Consider the following 15,703-nt stretch of genomic DNA (forward strand, 5'->3'; position numbering starts at 1 on the left):
TTTTGCGAAGCTTTCAGCAAGTCAGTAGATCGCCTGCGTGCCTGGTGGCCGGGTCTTGAAGCGCTTGTGCGCCCACAAGTACTGCTCGGGCGCCTCGCGCACCATCTGTTCGATGCAGGCATTGATGCGTGCGGTATCGGCTGCGGCATCGGGACCGGGAAAGCCCTCCAGCGGAGCACCCAGGCGCAGTGCGTAACCCCGATTGCCGGGCAGGCGGCGATGGAAGAACGGCATCACCATCGCCCCGGACATTCGCGCCAGGTGGTGGGTGGCGGTGATGGTGGCGGCCGGTACGCCAAAGAACGGCACGAACACCGTGTCCTTGCTGCGCATGTCCTGGTCCGGCGCGTACCAGAGCGTGCCGCCGTTGCGCAGATATCTCACCGTGCCGCGGATGTCGTCCTTGTCGAACATCGCGTCAGCGTAATCCAGTCGTGCGCGCAGCACCGCCCACTCGAAAACGGCCGAATCCATCCGGCGATACATGCCGGCGATGCTGATGCGCTGAGAGACCAGTCGCGCGCACAACTCCAGGTGCGAGAAGTGGCCGCCGACCAGCAACACGCCCTTGCCTTGCGCCCGCGCTGCCTCGAGATGCTGCAGTCCCTCGATGCGGGTGGGGATCGCGGCGATGCGACGGTCGCTGCCCATCCAGCCAAGCGCGAACTCGACCAGCATCAGTCCGATGTCGCGCAGGTTCGCATCGACCAGGCCTGCCTGTGCCTTGGCGTCGAGTTCGGGGAAACACAACGCGATGTTGGCCGCGGCGATGTGCTTGCGCGCGGAGGGAATCCGCAACACCAGTGCGCCGAGGCATCGACCCAGCCACATCAGCAAGCGCTGTGGCAGTCGCGCGATCAGCCAGATGGTGGCCACGCCAAGCCACGCCGGCCAGTGACGTGGTGCGAGCAGCGAGCGATGGAAGGTGGGACGGGGCATGCCGGGCATCGTGGACATTGTAGTGGATCGCGCACCGCGGGCTGCCGGGACGTGCCTGGCCGAATGCCGCAGGTTCCGGCAGGTGGGCTGGCCGCTGCTCTCGTATACTGCCGCGTCAACACCACGAGTCGTGCCGTTGCGCTATCTCTACACACTTGCGATGTTCCTGGTCACGCCGTTGCTGGTGCTGCGACTGCTGGCGCGCGGGGTGCGTTCGCGACCGTACCACCAGCGCTGGCCGGAGCGCTTCGGTTTCTTCGCGACACCGGGATTCAGCGGCAGCCTGTGGGTGCATGCAGTTTCGGTGGGTGAGGTGAACGCGGCCGAGCCGCTGATCAAGGCGCTGCGGCGCGACTATCCGAAAGCGCAGCTGGTGGTCACCACGGTGACGCCCACCGGCACCGCCCGCGTGCACCAGTTGTTCGGCGACAGCGTGTTCCATGTCTATCTGCCGTACGACCTGCCGTTCGCGGTGGGCCGGTTCCTGAAGAAGATCCGGCCACGTCTGGCGCTCATCGTCGAAACGGAGATCTGGCCGAATCTCTACTTCGCCTGTCGCCGGCGCGGCATTCCGCTGATGATCGTCAATGCACGCTTGTCCGAACGCTCGCTGCGTGGCTATCGGCCGCTGCGCGGACTGTTGCGGTCGGCGCTGCGCTGCGTAGCCCTGATCGCCGCGCAGTCCCGCACCGATGCGGCGCGCTATCGCCTGCTGGGCGCCGATCCGCAGCAGGTGCTGGTAACAGGCAACATGAAGTTCGACATGCCGATACCCGATGGCGCGGTCGCGGCCGGTGCCAACATGCGCGAACAATGGGGCCCGCGTCGCCCGGTCTGGATGGCGGCGAGCACGCATGAAGGCGAGGAGCAGTTCGCGCTTGAGGCGCACCTGCAGGTGCTCAAGCGGCTGCCTGATGCGCTGCTGTTGCTGGCGCCGCGCCACCCGGAGCGCTTCCGGCTGGTCGAGCATTCGGTGCGCAGCCTGGGCTTCTCGGTGGCCACGCGCAGTCAGCAAGGCGTACCCTCGTCCTCGCATCAGGTTTTCGTCATCGACGCGATGGGTCAGCTGATGCCGTTCTTCGCCGGCTCCGATGTGGCCTTCGTCGGTGGCAGCCTGGTGCCGATCGGTGGACACAACGTGCTGGAACCGGCGGCCTTGTCGGTGCCGGTGCTGGTTGGACCGCATACATTCAACTTTGACGAGATCACCCGCAGCCTGATCGAACACGGTGGCGCCTTGCGCGTGGCCGGCGCAGCGCAACTGGGTCCGGAGGTGCTCCGCTTGTTGCTCGATGCGACGACCCGCGAGCGCATGGGTCAGGACGCGGAAGGTGTGTTCGAGCGCGAACGCGGAGCGGTGCAGCGTGTCATGCAGCTGATCGATGGCATGTTGCAGGAGTGATGCGTCAGCCCGTCGGAAACGAAACGGCCGGGACATGCCCGGCCGTTTTGCAGCGTGCAGCGCCGCGACTTATTGCAACAGGGCGTTGATCTGCTCGATATCCTTCACGTCCGCCGTGCCGGCGGTCTGCTTGAGCAGCAGCTTGTTCAGGATGAACTGGTGTCGCGCCTGCGAATAGCTACTCTCCGACGACGTCAGCGTCTGGATCGCCAGCAGCACGTTGGTCATCGTCTGGGTACCGACCTCGAAACCGGCGCGCGTGGCCTCCAGAGCCTTGCGTCCGGAGTCCACCGATGCCTTGGCCGACTCGACCTGGGCGATGCCGGCGATCACCGAGCGATAGTAGTTGAGCGTGTCACGCACGATCTGGCGGCGCTGCGCTTCCAGCGCATCGACGGCGCCGTCGCGCTGGTAGATCGACTGGCGCACGCGTGACTGCATGGCGCCACCGGAGAAGATCGGCACATTGAGCGTCAGCCCGATCGTGGTCGAGGCCGGATCGCGGTAGCGCGCTGCGGCGTTGCCATCGGACCAGCCCGCACCCTTGCCATAGCTGATCCCGGCGCTGATCGTCGGCAGGTGGGCGGCACGCGCGGCGCTGATGTTGTGCTGCGCGGTTTCCACGTTGCTCTTTTGCGCCAGCAGGTCGGGATTGGTCTCCAGCGCCTGTTTGACCCAGGCGTCCTGGTCGGCCGGGGACGGCGGCTCCATCGGCAGGTCGTCGCGCAGCTTCTTCAGCTCGCCGGTGGGCGTGCCGGTGATCTGGGCAAGCGCCTCGCGGGCGTCGTTGAGCTGGTTCTGCGCGGCGATCGTCTGCGACTTGGCCGCCTCGTAATAGGCCTTGGCCTGGTACACGTCGGTGATCGCCGAGAGGCCGACCTTGAAGCGCTGGTCGGATTGCTCGAACTGCTGGCGGAAGGCATCTTCGTTGGCCTTGGCGTAGGTCAGCCCATCTTCGCTGGTCAGCACACCGAAGTAGGCAGAGACCACACGCACGTAAAGATTCTGCCCGGCGGATGCGTACAGCTCGTCCTGTACATTCGCGGCGGAGTGGGCAGCCTTGAGGTTCGCGTACTTGCTGAAGTCCAGCACGCTCTGGCTCAGCGTTCCGTTGATCGAGCGCGTGCGGCTGTGCCCGACCTGGTTGCCACCATTGGTCTGGTTCAGGCTCATGCTGGCGCTGATCTGTGGCAGCAGCAGGGCGCGAGCCTGGCTCACGCCTTCGCCGGTTGCCAGCCTGCTGGCATCGGCCTGCGACAGCACCGGGTCGTTGCTGCGCGCCTGGCGGTAAGCATCCAGCAGATCCTCACCGTGGCTGGGCAGCGAGACGGCGGCCAGGGCCAGTGCAAGAGTGAGCAGCTTCAAACGCATGAGTTGCCTCGTGAATATCGATTCGTGGATGAAATCAGAACACGAACCGCGGTGGCGGCTCGGCATGACTCAAGTAGGGAAGATCGGTCTCGAACAGGGTCTCTTCGCGATAGCGTCCGGCGCCTTCATGGGTCAGCAGCGTGGCATGCTGCACCGGCGATTCGCCACGCACCACCAGCGCGCGCGCGCCCGGCTTGAGCCAGGCCAGCCAGCGTGGCGGGATGACATGCACGGCACCGGTCACCACCAGGGCATCGAACAGACCTTCCGGTTGCCACTCGTTGACCGCCTCGCCGGTGAGCAGACTGGCGTTGGACACGCCGGCGGCCTGCAGTCGCCGGGCGGCGGCCGTGGAAAAGTCGGCATGGATGTCGACACTGGTGACCTGCGCCGACAAGCCGGCCAGGCAGGCGGTGAGGAAGCCCGAGCCGGTGCCGATTTCCAGCACGTGATCAGCGGGTAGCAGCTCCAGCGCCTGCAGCACGCGACCTTCCACCACCGGCTTCATCATCACCTCGCCGTGGCCCAGCGGCAGGCACAGGTCGGCGAAGGCAAGCTGGCGATGTTCGGCGGCGACGTAATCCTCGCGATGCACGCGAGCGATCACGTCCAGCACGCGGGCGTCCAGCACTTCCCACGGGCGCACCTGGTTCTCCACCATGTTGAGTCGCGCCTGCTCGATATTCATCGCCATCTGCTCGTGTCCCGTGCGGATCGAAAAAGGTCAAAAAGGATAAGCGCTAGCGCACGCTCCCACAATGACGCGCTCCGACAGCGACAGCCTGCCGGTTGCGCGGCGGCCTACTAAGTGCCGGAAGTCATCGGGAGTGGTTGACGCCAGTCACCTGCGGTGCCGGGCTGCGCCCAGCCGCGAAGTCAGCGCCGGTACCCATTCTGGAAAATAATTGAACCGGGGCGTATAATAAAGCGATAAATCCCGTTTGTGAAGGTGGAGGCATGAGCAGTAGCGCGCAAATCAAGGTCCAAGGTCCCGGTCGTCCCAAGGACATGGAGAAGCGGGCCGCCATTCTCGTGGCAGCGAAGGCGCTGTTCATCCGCAATGCCTTCGCGGGCACCAGCATGGACGCGATCGCCGCCGACGCTGGCGTGTCCAAATTGACCGTGTACAGCCACTTTGGCGACAAGGACAACCTGTTCCGCGAAGTGATCCGCTCGCGCATCGAGGATCTGCTGCCGGAAGACACCTATACCTTCGCTCCGCACGACGACATCCGTGAAACCCTGCTGCGGGTGGCCTTGATCCATGCCCATCTCGACTGCAATGCGGAAACCGTCGGCACCTTCCGCGCCATCCTCAGCGACTGCCGCCAGGGCAATCCGCGCTACGGCAAGCTGATCTGGGAAGAGGGCGCGACGCGCACCCACGGCCTGATGCAACGCCTGCTGCAGCAGGCGGTTGACGCCGGCCAGCTGGATATCGATGACGTGCCGCGCGCCAGCACGCAATTCCTCAGCCTGATCAAGGGCAATCTGATGATGCGGCAGATGTTCGGCTGCGCCGAATGTCCGGATTCCCACGCCGCGGAAATCGAGGCTACGGCTCGCGCCGGCGTGCAGATGTTCCTGCGCGCCTATCTTCCCCGTGTGCCGGTGCCGTCTGAAGGTGTCGCGGACTGAGCCGGCCTTGACGCCATCGCCACATCGGGTGACTAGACTGGCGTGATCGCAGCCAACGTCACGCAAGGGGTCACCCATGGGCACTCAGTCGAAGTCCAAGCCGTTTCTTTCCGACATCAAGACCATCCGGCAGCGTGCGCGCGAGCACATGCAACGTGGCGCGGTCACTGACAGCTACACGCTGGATCGGGAGACGGTACTGAAGTTGCTCAACGAGGCATTGGCCACCGAGCTTGTCTGCGTACTGCGCTACAAGGCGCACCACTATCTCGCTTCCGGCATCAATGCCAAGAGCGTGGCCGCCGAGTTCCTCGAACACGCCAACGAGGAGCAGGGTCACGCGGACCTGATCGCCGAACGGATCACCCAGCTCGACGGCACGCCCAATTTCTCGCCGGATGGCCTGTCCAGTCGCAGTCACGCCGAGTTCGTGGTGCCGGACGACCTGGCCGGGATGATCGAGGAGAACCTCGTTGCCGAGCGCATCGCCATCGACAGCTATCGCGAGATCATCAACTACGTCGGCGACCAGGACACCACTACCAAGCGCATGCTGGAAGGCATCCTGGCGGTGGAGGAAGAGCACGCCGAGGACATGAAGACGCTGATGGAAGATTTCGGCAAGAAAGGCGAACCGGCCAAGCCGGCATCGAACAAGAAGTCCGGATCGGGCAAGGGCGGAGCGAAGCGCCGCTGATCAGGGTTCGCCGTCGAACAAGCAACAGGGTGGTCGAGGCCACCCTGTTTTGTTTCACCAACCGGCGAGCACCAGCTTGCCGATCGAGCTGCCCGATTCCAGCTGGCGATGCGCTTCGCGCAGGTTCGCCGCGTTGATCGGCGACAGCGTCGCGGTACGTGTACCGCGCAATTCGCCGGCGTCGATCAGGCTGGCCAGGCGATCCAGGATGCGCCCCTGTTCGGCCTGGTCGGCCGTCTTGTAGCGGGCACGCGCAAACATCATTTCCCAGTGGATGCCGATGCACTTGGCCTTGTACGGGTCGCCGATCTTCAGCGTGCCCGCGGGCTCCACGATCAGCCCGACATGACCTTGCGGTGCCAGCAACTGGCCGATCGCGTCCCAGTAGCGATCGGTATCGGCCAGATTGAGCACCGCGTCCACCTGCTCGAAACCCAGCGCCTGCAACTGCGGCGCCAGCGCCTCGCGGTGGTTGATCACGTGCTGTGCGCCAAGTGTGCGGCACCAGTCGGCGGTCTCGGCGCGGGACGCGCTGGCGATCACGGCAAATCCGGCGCGGCGCGCCAGCTGGATCGCGATGGAGCCCACGCCACCGGCGCCGCCGATGATCAGCAGTGACTTCCCTTCACCGCCGTGCTCGCTGTCGAATGGCATGCGCTGGAACAGCAGCTCCCAGGCGGTGAGCACGGTGAGTGGCAGCGCCGCGGCGTCGGCCAGCGCGAGCGAGCGCGGCGCGTGGCCGACCAGGCGGGCATCCACCACGTGGTATTCGGCATTGCTGCCGGAGCGGGTGATGTCACCGGCGTAGTACACGCGGTCGCCTGGCTGGAAACCACTCACCGCCGCGCCGACGGACTCCACCGTGCCGGCCGCGTCATAACCCAGCACCCTGGGCGGGTTCTCCACTTGCGGCTTCGGCGAACGCATCTTGGTGTCGACCGGGTTAACCGACACGGCTTCCACGCGCACCAGCAAATCGTGTTCTCCCGCGGCGGGGCGTGGCAGTTCGATATCGATCAGTGATTGCGGATCGATGATGGGCAGGTAACGGGTGAGGCCGATCGCTTTCATGGGATCTCCGATGTCGCTGGTGAGGGTTTCGAGGAGCGCACCTGAAGTCTGCGCTTCGGCGCGTCAGCAAGCTGTTTCGACGCCGGCGTTGAGCGGCGTGGAGCGACGTGAGCCAATGCGCTCCAGCCGCACGCTCCACAGCGCCACGCCCAGGCCCAGCACGGGCAACAGGGCGGCTACCCAGGTCACTGCGCCCAGGCCGGGACCGTGACTGATCACCACGCCGCCCAGCCACGCGCCGATCGCGTTGCCGAGGTTGAACGCGGCGATGTTGAAGCTCGACGCCAGGACCTGACCACCGGTGGCTTTCTGCAGCACGCGCAATTGCAGCGGCGCCACGGTGGCGAATCCGACGATGCCGAACACGAAGCTGAAGGCGATCATCGCCGGCTTGCTGTGCAACGCGAAGGTCATCGTGCCCAGCACGATCGCCAGCGCGGCCAGCGTGCCCAGCAGCGTCGCCACCAGTCGCTTGTCCGCCAGTCGCCCGCCGAGCAGGTTGCCGATCACCATGCCGCTGCCGAACACCAGCAGGATCGGCGACACCGCGCTGTCGGCGAAGCCGGTCAGCCGGGTCAGCAGCGGCTGGATGTAGGTGAACAATGCGAACACGCCGGCAAAGCCGAGCACGGTGATCAGCAGGCCGAGCAACACCTGCGGATGGGCGATGCCCTTCAATTCCTCGGCAAATTTCATCGGCAGCTGGTTGCCGCGGTCGGCCGGCACCAGCGTGGCAATGATCACGGTGGCGAACACGCCGATCGCGGCGACCGCCCAGAATGTCGCACGCCAGCCATGATGCAGGCCCAGCCAGGCCCCGGCCGGCACGCCGAGCAAGGTGGCCACGGTCAGCCCGGTGAACATGATCGAGATCGCCGAGGCCTTGCGATCCTCGGCTACCAGCCCGGTCGCCACTACCGCGCCGACGCCGAAGAACGTGCCATGGGCCAGTGAGGTGATTACCCGCGCGACCATCAGCACGGCGTAGCTTGGCGCCAGCGCGCTGGCCAGATTGCCAAGCGTGAACAGGACCATCAGCGCGATCAGGGCGGACTTGTGCGGCAGCCGGCTGGTCGCTGCGGTGAGCAGCGGCGCGCCGACGAACACGCCGAGCGCGTAGCCGGAAATCAGCAGTCCGGCGGCGGCGATGCTCACATGCAGGTCGGCGGAAACCTGCAGCAGCAGGCCCATGATCACGAATTCGGTGGTGCCGATGCCGAAGGCGCCGGCGGTCAGGGCGTACAGCGCCAGCGGGGTACGTGGCCGGGCGGAGGGGGAATGCATGGCGACAAGCCTGAAGAGGGGTGCGCACAGAGTAGGGATTTGCGTTTTCCGCACAAACCACCAAGATGGCTAATCATTCTCAACCGATGATTGACAATCATGGACCGCATCGGTGACCTCAGCCTGTTCCTGCGGGTGCTCGACCTGGGCTCGATCAGCGCCGCCGCGCGCAGCCTGGACCTCTCCGTGGCGGTGGCCAGCCAGCGCCTGAAACGACTGGAACGCGAACTGGGCGTGCGGCTGTTGCACCGGACCACCCGCCAGTTGCATGCCACGCCCGAAGGCGCGGCGCTGGCCGCGCAGGGTCGCGCACTGGTGGAGGATCTGGAGGCGCTGACTGACGGCCTGCGCCGGGCCGCCACTGAACTCAGCGGGACCTTGCGGGTCACCATGTCCGCTTCGTTCGGGCGCCAGTACATCTCGCCGCTGTTGCCCGAGTTCCTTGCCCGGCATCCGCGGATCAAGCTCAGCGTGAACCTCACCGACGAGCAACTGGACCTGGTCGGCTCCGGTTTCGACCTGGGCATCCGCATCGGCGCGCTGGGCGATTCGGAGCTGGTGGCGCGCCAGCTGGCGCTCAACCATCGCGTGCTGTGCGCCGCGCCGGCTTACCTCGAACGGCATGGTCACCCGCGCACGCCGGCGGATCTGGCCGCACACGATTGCCTGCTGCTGGTCGGCAGCCAGGGGCGCCAGGACGTGTGGCGCTTTCGCGACCCGCAAGGCAAGGAGATCGCCCAGCGGGTGCATGGCCGCTTCGAGAGCAATCTGGGCGAACTGCTGCGCGACGCGGTGGTGGCCGGGCTGGGCATCGCGCAGCACTCGGTCTGGCACGTGCACGAAGAGCTGCGCACGGGGCGATTGCAACGGGTGCTTCCCGACTATTCGATCGCCACCACCGGCATCCACGCGGTAATGCCGCAACGCCGCCTGGTGCCGCCGCGGGTGCGCGCCTTCGTCGACTTCCTGGCCGAGCGGCTCGGCGGCCAACCGCCGTGGGAGCGATGAGCAGGTAAGCTTGCGCCATCCCCGCAGGAGTTGCGCGATGCAATCAGAAAACATGGGCACCTCTCCACGCCGCGGCATCCGTCGCGCGATCCTCGCGCTGGTCGCGCTGCTGATGCTTGGCGTGGCAGCCCTGATGTGGTGGTGGGATGCCGAACCGCCGCTGTTCGATCCGATGGCGGTGACCCAGGCGCAGATGCAGGGGCTGAAGCGTCCGGTCAGCACCGGTGCAACGACCACGGTGACCCTGATCACCTCGGTGCAGACCCTGCTGGACAAGCGCGGCGGCTATCTCAGCAACGACAAGCTGCCGCCGGGCGTGTTCATGGACAACCTGCCCAACTGGGAATTCGGCTCACTGACTGCCTCGCGCGACCTGGTGCGCGCGTTGCGCAACGACTTCAGCCGTTCGCAGACGCAGTCGACCGAAGACAAGGATCTGGCCGAGGCCGATCCGCTGTTGAACAGCCCCAACGACCGCTGGCTGCTGCCCAGTTCGGAAAGCCAGTACCGCAAGGCGATCAGCCATCTGGACGGCTATCTGGGTCGGCTTGGCGACGCCGACGACAGCAATGCCCACTTCTATGCGCGCGCCGACAATCTGGCGGATTATCTGCAGCTGGTTTCGTCGCGGCTGGGTTCGCTGTCGCAGCGGCTATCGGCCAGCGTGGGACAGCTCCGGATAGGCGATGCCTCCGCTTCCGACACACCGCTGGCATCCGGCGGCATGCATGGCCCGTCGGGCGAGCGGTTGGTGAAGACGCCCTGGAACAAGATCGACGACAACTTCTACGAGGCGCGCGGCTACACCTGGACCCTGCTCGAGCAGTTGAAGGCGATCCGCCAGGATTTCGGCCCGATCCTGCGCAGCAAGCACGCCGACGTCAGCCTGGATCAGGTGATCCGTGAACTGGAAGAAGCGCAGCGTCCATTGCACAGCCCGATGGTGCTGAACGGTTCGCCGTTCGGTTTCTTCGCCAACCATTCGCTGGTGATGGCGAACTACGTGTCACGCGCCAACGCGGCGCTGATCGACCTGCGCGAACTGCTCAAGCGCGGCTGAGTTGCCACGCCGCGGACCCATGCGAAAACGGCGCGTCACCCTGCGGTGACGCAGCCGTTGCTGCATCAGATGATCAGGCCTGGCTGGCCTTGTAGCGTTCGATGCCGGCCACGATCTCGGCCTTGGCTTCGTCGGCGCCGACCCAGCCATCGATCTTCACCCACTTGCCCTTCTCCAGATCCTTGTAGTGTTCGAAGAAGTGGCCGATGCGCTCCAGCCAGTGCGGCGAGACGCCCTTCATGTCGGTGATGTGCGCGTAGCCCGGGAAGATCTTCGGCGCGGGCAGCACGATCAGCTTCTCGTCGCTGCCGGCCTCGTCGGACATCTTCAGCATGCCGACCGGGATGCAGCGAATCACGGAACCGGGAATCAGCGACAGCGGCAGGATCACCAGCGCGTCCAGCGGATCGCCGTCGCCGCCCAGCGTGCCCGGCACGTAGCCGTAGTTGCACGGGTAGCGCATCGGGGTGGACAGGATGCGGTCGACGAAGATCGCGCCGCTCTCCTTTTCCACTTCGTACTTGATCGGTTCGGCATCCTTGGGGATTTCGATGATGACGTTGATTTCGTGCGGCACGTCGCGGCCGGCGGGGACGAGATGCAGACCCATGGACTGTCCTTGAGAAGGTTGAGGGGAAACAGGATCTGCAAGGATACGCCAAAACTGCTGCGTCGCAGCAACGCGGGCCGGCGTGGATGGGTTCGGTCAGGCCGGACGCGGATATCCGTACGGGCGTTCGCGCAGCCACTTGGTGGCAATCCATTTCTCGCCGCGCTGCACCGGCAGGCCGGCATGCAGCGAGCTCTGATCGCCGCCTTCGTAGGCGAAGTACACGGCGGCGCCGCGACGGGCGGTGACGGTGAGGCCCAGTTCCGGGAAGGCGGTGCCGCCGCCTTGCAGCGGCGTGTTCAGATACATCACCACGCTGGCGATGCGCTGGCCACCCACCGCGGTGATCGCGTCGAAGCCGGGTTGTTGCGGATCGAACCAGTCGAAGTGCGGCTCGTATTCCTGGCCGGGCAGGTAATGCAGGATCTGCAGTCCTTCGCCGTGGCTGGCGGGAATATCCAGCAGCGCGGCCAGCCGCTGTTCGATCCGGCCGACCAGCGGCAGCTCGTTCAGCGCGAAGAACATTCCTTCGCTGGTGCGCCGCTGGTCGACCTGGTTGCTGCCATCGCCGGCCACCGTCAACGCGCGCTTCAGCCGGGGCTGCGCCAGCGCAATCAGTTCATCGCATTCCTGTGCGTCGAGGATGTTCTCCAGTACGCGCAGCGCCGGCGTCTCGACACTGAGCGAAACGCCGACGACATGTCCTTCGACATCGACTTCCGGCGCTTCCGGGTGCCTGGTGCGCAAGCCGCGCGGCGAAGCGCCCGTCGCCTGTGCATTCAGCGCCGCCAGCGACAGCTTGAGCACCTCGGCGACGATGCCGCGGCTCTGTCGCGGGTCATAGCCGTTGTCCTTCATCAGCCGCAACACTTCAGCCACACTGTGGCCGTCCCGCGTCGTGGTGAGAATCCAGTCGCGCAGTTCGGGGGTGATCGTGGTGCGTGGGTGCATGGGTGGTGCGGATTCCTGGTTGACCAGATGGAAAGCTTACTTCACGCATGGGCATCGGTACCGCGGGTGTTTCCCGAAATCATTCGCGCGTCGATCTCGTCCATGCAGGCGCCAAACAGCCTCATGGCGTCGCGCAGCTCGCTGGTCGACAGGCCGCAATAGCCAAGCAGCAGACCTTGCCGCGATGGTGGGTTCAGGTAGTGCGGCGCCATCGAATACATGCCCAGACCGCGCGAGCAGGCGAGTTCCAGCAGTGCCTCCGCCTGGGCCCTGTCGTAATCGCGGAACCACACGACCACATGCATGCCGGCCGGTGAATCGACGATCTCCACGCGCTCGCCGACATGTTGGTGCAAGCCGCGGATGAGTTCCTCCCGGCGGGTCTTGAGCTCCTTGCGAACCACGCGCAGGTGCCGCTCGAATCCGCCATGTTCCATGTAGTGGGCCAGAGCCGCCTGTTCGAAGCCGGGGCAGGAGAAATCATGGAGGAACTTGGCCGCGATGAAATCGTTCCGCAGCGCGACGGGGAGGACCATGTAGGCCAGCCGCAGGGTACCGAACAGGACTTTGGAGAAAGTCCCGACGTAGATCACCCGATCGGCCTGATCGAGTGCGCGCAAGGCAGCCAGCGGCTGGGCGTCATAGCGAAACTCGCCGTCGTAATCGTCTTCGAGAATCCAGCATTGGTGCGCGTCGGCATAGCGCAGAAGTTCAAGACGGCGTGCCAGCGACAGCACGGCACCGGTCGGGAACTGGTGCGATGGTGTCACGCAGATCAGCGAAGGTGCGGTGGCAGGCAATTCGCTGCAGATCAGTCCGTATTCATCGGTGCGCACGCCACAAATGCAAGCACCATGCGCGACCATTGCCTGATAGGCGCCGAAATAGTGCGGCTCCTCCAACACCACGCTGTCGCCCTCATTCAGCAGCACACGGGCGGCCAGCGAAAATGCCTGCTGGGCTCCGCTGACGATGACGACATTCTCGGGGAGTGCCTGCACGCCGCGTCGGCGGGCAAGGTAGTCGCACACCTGCTGGCGCAGCGCAGGGAGACCCTGGGCCGTCGCGCCGCTCGCCGGCACATAGGTCGCCGCCCAGGCCAGTTCGCGGGCCCAGGCATTGCTGAGCATGGGGTTGATGGCGGGCTCGCCGTAATTCATGTGATAACGCAATCCGCGGTGCAGCACGGCCATCCTGCGATCCTGTACCTGACGGGCGCGCTCCGCGTAGCGTGAAGGTGCACTGACCATCTGCACCGGTGCCTGCAAGGCGGCGCCTGGCTGCAGCGTGGTGACGTAACTTCCCGAACCTACACGGGCGTCGATGAAGCCTTCCGCGCGCAGCTGTTCATAGGCGGCCAGTACGGTCGTCCGCGAAAGTTCAAGCTCCTGGGCCAGGACACGCGTGGGCGGCAGACGCGAACCGGCAGCCATGCGGCCGTCGAGGATCGCCGCCTTCATGGCGCGTGCGAGCTGTGCGTAATGCGGGCCATGACCATCCAGTTCCAGAAACATGTCGAGCCTCCGATTGGCTCCTGCGAATTGGCTGAAATTGGCTATGGATGAAGGATGTCATACCACCTAGTCTGCCCGGGTCGGCGACATGCCCAGGCGCGCCCGAACTCCTGTGCCAGCCAGTTCAGGCTTGCCAACTTCGCCCGAACACGCATGAAGAAACCGATGCAACCAACTGTTTACTCCATCCGATCAGGAGGCCCGATGGGAAGTGCCAGACGTCTTGGTCGTGGTCTTTTCAGCATCGGCATGCTGGGCTTTGGCGTGCTCAGCTTCGCGTTCTCCGCTCCCGTCCTCGGACTGGAGCCGTTGCCTGACGGTCTGCCTGCGCACAAGTGGTGGACTTTTGTCATCGCCTTGTTGCTGGTGGTGTGCGGAGCGTGTGTCCTTGTCGATCGGCTCCGACCTCGTCGGTGGGCGATCGCCCTGGGTGGCCTGCTGACCCTCTGGTTGATCCTGCAGGTGCCCATCGTGGTCGTGCACCTCCACAGCGGAAGCAAGTGGACCCCGGCCCTGGAGTGCCTGGCCTTGTGCAGCGGGGCATGGATCCTGGTGCAGTCACTGTCGGTGAGCTCGGCCACCTGCATGCCATGGACCGCCCGACTCGACCGATTGGCAGACATTGGGCGCTATGGCTTCGGCATTTCCCTGCCGGCGTTTGGTGCGTTGCATTTCATCTACCGGGAATACGTCGCCAGCATCATTCCAGGCTGGATTCCCGGCTCGCCGGTGTTCTGGGTGTATTTCACCGGTTGTGCGCACATCGCCGCCGGGGTGGCCCTGTTGAGCGGGATACAGGCGCGCCTGGCCGCCGTGATGCTGGGCATCATGTTCGGGAGCTGGGTGCTCATCGTGCACATTCCGCGCGTGCTGGCGAGTCCCCATAGCCAGTCGGAGTGGACTAGCCTGTGCATTGCCATTGCCCTGACCGGAGGCGCATGGCTGATGGCCGGATACTTCGCTGCGATGGGCGGAAGTCGGGACGATCACCCGCAAGGCGAAGTCGCCCCTGCCTGATGCGGGTGGTGGAACTGCGCATCGGCGCCGGCGAACCGCGCCGGATGGGGTGCGCTGTCGTCTCGTCAACACGGCCGCACCGCGATCGCGCCACCGTTGTCACTCCCGCATTCGGAGTGGCCCGGCCTGCTTGTCCGGTGATCGCAATCGACAGGACAAATCCCCCGTGAGCGAGATTGTGCTCCGTGGGGCTTCACCAGGTGCCGCCATTTGCCCATGCGTGACTGCGCTCCGGCGATGCACTTGAGCGCGGAAACCAGCGTCTTCGAATCGGGAGGGAGGTCACAGGCCCATGCGGAAATCACGTTCTATCACCCTCTACCTGGCCATTGCCTTTGGTTTCGCATGGGCGTTCTGGCTGGTCGCCTGGCTCATCACCAGGAAATTCATCTCGCTTCCCTTGTTGCCGATGCTTTTCATCGGCTCATTCGGCCCATTGGTGGGTGCAGCCGCGACGACCTTTCATGATGGCGGCTTGCGGCGGATGGTCGACTTCTTCGCTCGCGCCCTCGACCCGCGGATGGGGTGGAGTGTCTTTCTGGTTGCGTTCTTCCTGATGCCGATACTGGCGATCATTGTCGAGTTGCTGCATGCGCGGTTCGCCGGTCAGGCACCGCAGTTCACCATGACCCTGGCGGGCTTTCCGCTCAGCTATCTGTTCCAGTTCGTACTGGGCGGCACCCTGGCAGAGGAGTATGGATGGGCCCTGCTGTCCGACAGGCTGGATGCCGTTGCCGTTCTGCCACTCCGGGCTTCCACCGCAATCCTGGGTTCGATCTGGGCGTTATGGCATCTGCCGCTTTTCTTCATCGTGACCAGGGGCGCCATACAAGGGTATACGCCGTTCCACATCTTCTTCGTTGTCACGGTCGCAATGCGCTTTCTGTTCGCCTGGGCCTATCACCATGGTGGCCGAAGCATACTGTCCAACATGCTCTTCCACACCGCAGCGAACATCGCCTACAGCGTCGCGGCGATAGCACCCGCACCCGCCGACCTCTCAACAGGTCGGCTTTGGATGTTCACGTTGCTCACCGTGGCCTCGGCCATTGTCCTGTGGCACGTGGCGCCGCCTCGAGCGGAGAGCGATGCCGCAGACCCGGGATGCTGCCCTTCGACAGATCGTTGATCCCGCCATGAT

The 15,703-nt window shown here is 65.0% G+C and carries 15 protein-coding genes; 7 read left to right on the forward strand and 8 right to left on the reverse strand.

All coding sequences use genetic code 11. From position 1 onward, the window contains the following. Window positions 1-21: 21 nt before the first annotated feature. Complete coding sequence (lpxL, locus tag ACQGNJ_RS03690; protein ID WP_426687880.1) at window positions 22-939, reverse strand: LpxL/LpxP family Kdo(2)-lipid IV(A) lauroyl/palmitoleoyl acyltransferase; 918 nt, start codon at window positions 937-939, stop codon at window positions 22-24. A 136-nt stretch (window positions 940-1,075) separates the two neighbouring features. Here lpxL and waaA point away from each other — a divergent pair, with 136 nt between their 5' ends. Beyond that, a complete protein-coding gene (gene waaA, locus ACQGNJ_RS03695; protein WP_426687881.1) occupies window positions 1,076-2,341 on the forward strand; it encodes a lipid IV(A) 3-deoxy-D-manno-octulosonic acid transferase in 1,266 nt (421 codons plus the stop codon). Between the two features lie 69 nt (window positions 2,342-2,410). Here waaA and ACQGNJ_RS03700 read toward each other — a convergent pair whose 3' ends face one another. Continuing rightward, window positions 2,411-3,712: a TolC family outer membrane protein gene (locus tag ACQGNJ_RS03700; RefSeq protein ID WP_426687882.1), complete on the reverse strand. Its 1,302-nt coding sequence runs from the start codon at window positions 3,710-3,712 to the stop codon at window positions 2,411-2,413. Between the two features lie 34 nt (window positions 3,713-3,746). Then, complete coding sequence (locus tag ACQGNJ_RS03705; RefSeq protein ID WP_426687883.1) at window positions 3,747-4,406, reverse strand: protein-L-isoaspartate O-methyltransferase family protein; 660 nt, start codon at window positions 4,404-4,406, stop codon at window positions 3,747-3,749. A gap of 263 nt (window positions 4,407-4,669) precedes the next feature. Between ACQGNJ_RS03705 and ACQGNJ_RS03710 the strand changes: the two genes are divergently transcribed. After that, entirely contained in the window at window positions 4,670-5,350 is a 681-nt protein-coding gene (locus ACQGNJ_RS03710) for a TetR/AcrR family transcriptional regulator (RefSeq protein WP_426687884.1), read from the forward strand. A 76-nt stretch (window positions 5,351-5,426) separates the two neighbouring features. Continuing rightward, window positions 5,427-6,047 carry a ferritin-like domain-containing protein gene (locus ACQGNJ_RS03715; protein ID WP_426687885.1) on the forward strand — a complete coding sequence of 207 codons (621 nt, stop codon included), beginning with the start codon at window positions 5,427-5,429 and terminating at the stop codon, window positions 6,045-6,047. Window positions 6,048-6,101: 54 nt separating this feature from the next. Here the strand turns inward: ACQGNJ_RS03715 and ACQGNJ_RS03720 are convergent, their stop codons facing one another. Together ACQGNJ_RS03720 and ACQGNJ_RS03725 are read right to left on the reverse strand one after the other, a co-directional pair. Then, on the reverse strand, window positions 6,102-7,118 hold the full coding sequence (locus ACQGNJ_RS03720; protein ID WP_426687886.1) for a zinc-binding alcohol dehydrogenase family protein: 1,017 nt from the start codon (window positions 7,116-7,118) through the stop codon (window positions 6,102-6,104). Window positions 7,119-7,181: 63 nt separating this feature from the next. After that, window positions 7,182-8,402 (reverse strand): MFS transporter, encoded by a 1,221-nt coding sequence (locus ACQGNJ_RS03725; RefSeq protein ID WP_426687887.1) that lies wholly within the window; start codon window positions 8,400-8,402, stop codon window positions 7,182-7,184. A gap of 99 nt (window positions 8,403-8,501) precedes the next feature. On the opposite strand from ACQGNJ_RS03725, the gene ACQGNJ_RS03730 reads away from it, so the two are divergent. Then, window positions 8,502-9,410, forward strand: coding sequence for a LysR family transcriptional regulator (locus ACQGNJ_RS03730; protein WP_426687888.1), 909 nt, complete (start codon window positions 8,502-8,504; stop codon window positions 9,408-9,410). 37 nt (window positions 9,411-9,447) lie between these two features. Continuing rightward, complete coding sequence (locus ACQGNJ_RS03735; RefSeq protein ID WP_426687889.1) at window positions 9,448-10,470, forward strand: DUF2333 family protein; 1,023 nt, start codon at window positions 9,448-9,450, stop codon at window positions 10,468-10,470. 73 nt (window positions 10,471-10,543) lie between these two features. Here ACQGNJ_RS03735 and ppa read toward each other — a convergent pair whose 3' ends face one another. From ppa to pdxR, 3 genes are all read right to left on the reverse strand, one after another. Continuing rightward, on the reverse strand, window positions 10,544-11,080 hold the full coding sequence (gene ppa, locus ACQGNJ_RS03740; RefSeq protein ID WP_426687890.1) for an inorganic diphosphatase: 537 nt from the start codon (window positions 11,078-11,080) through the stop codon (window positions 10,544-10,546). A 96-nt stretch (window positions 11,081-11,176) separates the two neighbouring features. Next, a complete protein-coding gene (locus ACQGNJ_RS03745; protein ID WP_426687891.1) occupies window positions 11,177-12,031 on the reverse strand; it encodes a 2OG-Fe(II) oxygenase in 855 nt (284 codons plus the stop codon). Between the two features lie 41 nt (window positions 12,032-12,072). Next, the gene (pdxR, locus tag ACQGNJ_RS03750) at window positions 12,073-13,545 is read right to left on the reverse strand and encodes a MocR-like pyridoxine biosynthesis transcription factor PdxR (RefSeq protein WP_426687892.1); all 1,473 of its coding nucleotides are present in this window, start codon (window positions 13,543-13,545) and stop codon (window positions 12,073-12,075) included. A gap of 153 nt (window positions 13,546-13,698) precedes the next feature. Here pdxR and ACQGNJ_RS03755 point away from each other — a divergent pair, with 153 nt between their 5' ends. Beyond that, window positions 13,699-14,562 (forward strand): DoxX family membrane protein, encoded by an 864-nt coding sequence (locus tag ACQGNJ_RS03755; RefSeq protein ID WP_426687893.1) that lies wholly within the window; start codon window positions 13,699-13,701, stop codon window positions 14,560-14,562. Window positions 14,563-14,854: 292 nt separating this feature from the next. Further along, entirely contained in the window at window positions 14,855-15,691 is an 837-nt protein-coding gene (locus ACQGNJ_RS03760; RefSeq protein WP_426687894.1) for a hypothetical protein, read from the forward strand. Window positions 15,692-15,703 lie beyond the last annotated feature (12 nt).

Source organism: Rhodanobacter ginsengiterrae (assembly GCF_050026815.1).
Classification (GTDB): domain Bacteria; phylum Pseudomonadota; class Gammaproteobacteria; order Xanthomonadales; family Rhodanobacteraceae; genus Rhodanobacter; species Rhodanobacter ginsengiterrae.

Bases quoted from the DNA above. Each gene is read 5' to 3' on its own strand.
- lpxL (WP_426687880.1), bottom strand. From the start codon at position 939: ATGCCCCGTCCCACCTTCCATCGCTCGCTGCTCGCACCACGTCACTGG.
- ACQGNJ_RS03700 (WP_426687882.1), bottom strand. From the start codon at position 3,712: ATGCGTTTGAAGCTGCTCACTCTTGCACTGGCCCTGGCCGCCGTCTCG.
- ACQGNJ_RS03705 (WP_426687883.1), bottom strand. From the start codon at position 4,406: ATGGCGATGAATATCGAGCAGGCGCGACTCAACATGGTGGAGAACCAG.
- ACQGNJ_RS03710 (WP_426687884.1), top strand. From the start codon at position 4,670: ATGAGCAGTAGCGCGCAAATCAAGGTCCAAGGTCCCGGTCGTCCCAAG.
- ACQGNJ_RS03715 (WP_426687885.1), top strand. From the start codon at position 5,427: ATGGGCACTCAGTCGAAGTCCAAGCCGTTTCTTTCCGACATCAAGACC.
- ACQGNJ_RS03720 (WP_426687886.1), bottom strand. From the start codon at position 7,118: ATGAAAGCGATCGGCCTCACCCGTTACCTGCCCATCATCGATCCGCAA.
- ACQGNJ_RS03725 (WP_426687887.1), bottom strand. From the start codon at position 8,402: ATGCATTCCCCCTCCGCCCGGCCACGTACCCCGCTGGCGCTGTACGCC.
- ACQGNJ_RS03730 (WP_426687888.1), top strand. From the start codon at position 8,502: ATGGACCGCATCGGTGACCTCAGCCTGTTCCTGCGGGTGCTCGACCTG.
- ACQGNJ_RS03735 (WP_426687889.1), top strand. From the start codon at position 9,448: ATGCAATCAGAAAACATGGGCACCTCTCCACGCCGCGGCATCCGTCGC.
- ppa (WP_426687890.1), bottom strand. From the start codon at position 11,080: ATGGGTCTGCATCTCGTCCCCGCCGGCCGCGACGTGCCGCACGAAATC.
- ACQGNJ_RS03745 (WP_426687891.1), bottom strand. From the start codon at position 12,031: ATGCACCCACGCACCACGATCACCCCCGAACTGCGCGACTGGATTCTC.
- pdxR (WP_426687892.1), bottom strand. From the start codon at position 13,545: ATGTTTCTGGAACTGGATGGTCATGGCCCGCATTACGCACAGCTCGCA.
- ACQGNJ_RS03755 (WP_426687893.1), top strand. From the start codon at position 13,699: ATGAAGAAACCGATGCAACCAACTGTTTACTCCATCCGATCAGGAGGC.
- ACQGNJ_RS03760 (WP_426687894.1), top strand. From the start codon at position 14,855: ATGCGGAAATCACGTTCTATCACCCTCTACCTGGCCATTGCCTTTGGT.